The 260-nt window shown below is 52.7% G+C and carries 1 protein-coding gene; it reads right to left on the reverse strand.

Annotated features, from left to right (window positions below; all coding sequences use genetic code 11):
- On the reverse strand, positions 1-260 hold a 260-nt coding region (locus RMT89_RS43910), incomplete at both ends, for a hypothetical protein (RefSeq protein ID WP_315889347.1).

Below are 260 nucleotides of genomic sequence, written 5' to 3' on the forward strand. Positions count from 1 at the left end.
CAGTTCGGCACCGACAGAGGCACCCAACGCACCTGCAAAAAGCGGAGCATCGTTGATTGAGATGTCGTAATCCTGAGCAAGCTTCTGTGCAAAGTCCCACGTGCGAGGCACAGCCTGCGTATCTTCTTGGCTATCAGCCTTGAAGTTATTCAGGTATTCCGGCTTGTGGTGAAGGAACGCAATGATGCGGTTATCCCAGTTCTGCGGGATAGCAACGTCATACAGGAAATCATCGAAGTGATCTACTTCGGCGCGGGCCT

It is taken from the genome of Streptomyces sp. P17, from assembly GCF_032436805.1.
GTDB lineage: Bacteria > Actinomycetota > Actinomycetes > Streptomycetales > Streptomycetaceae > Streptomyces.